The sequence below is a fragment of the Actinoallomurus acaciae genome (assembly GCF_042429965.1).
Taxonomy (GTDB): Bacteria; Actinomycetota; Actinomycetes; order Streptosporangiales; family Streptosporangiaceae; genus Actinoallomurus; species Actinoallomurus acaciae.
The window spans coordinates 1-822 of sequence record NZ_JBHLZP010001196.1; the positions used below are offsets into that span (position 1 = coordinate 1).

General features: G+C 76.2%; 1 protein-coding gene. It reads right to left on the reverse strand.

Going from position 1 to position 822, the window contains the following annotated elements; translation table 11 throughout:
- On the reverse strand, positions 1-822 hold an 822-nt coding region (locus ACFFNX_RS51590; RefSeq protein ID WP_378213841.1), incomplete at both ends, for an AMP-binding protein.

Below are 822 nucleotides of genomic sequence, written 5' to 3' on the forward strand. Positions count from 1 at the left end.
CTCACCCGCCACCCCGTACGGGACCGGCCGCAGGGCGGGGTCGAGCACGGCCACCCGGTGCCCGGGCAGTGCGGTGCCGATCGGCGCGCTCGCCGGCCAGTCGGCGGGTTCGTCCGGCAGCCGGTGGCCGGTGACGACGTGGGTCTCCGCCGGGCCGTAGTCATTGTGCACGGACAGGTGCGGGCGGGCGACGCGGAACTCCCGCAGTTCGTCGGTGATCCTCAGCGCCTCGCCGGCCTGCACCAGGTGACGCAGCGCGGCGAGCGGGAGGCGTTCCTCGGCCGCGGCCCCTACGACGGCCTCGAGGACGACGTTCGGCGCGCGGAGCACGGAGACCGCCTCGGCGTCGAGCCAGCGGGCCAGCGCGGCGGCGTCGGCGCGTACCTCGTCCGGCGGCACCACCAGCGTGCCGCCGGTGAGGATCGCGGAGCCGATCTCCTGGAGCGACACGTCGAAGCTCGGCGAGGCGAACTGGAGCACGCGGGCGCCTGGCCCCGATTCGACCGCGACGACGTCACGCGCCAGCAGGTGGGCGAGGGTGTGCCCCGGCAGGGTCACGCCCTTCGGGCGCCCGGTGGAACCCGACGTGTAGATGACGTACGCCGGGTGCGGACCGTCGGCGGGACGTACGCGCTCGCCGTCGCTCAGCGCGCCCGGCGGGAGCGCGGCGATCGCCGCCGCGGTCTCCGGGTCGTCCAGCGCAAGAACACCGCGCCGGTCGGCGATCTCGGGCGCGAGCACACCCGCGCCGGTCAGGACCGCCGCGGGCGCCGCGTCGTCGAGCATGAACCGGATCCGCTCGGCCGGATACCCGGGGTCGAC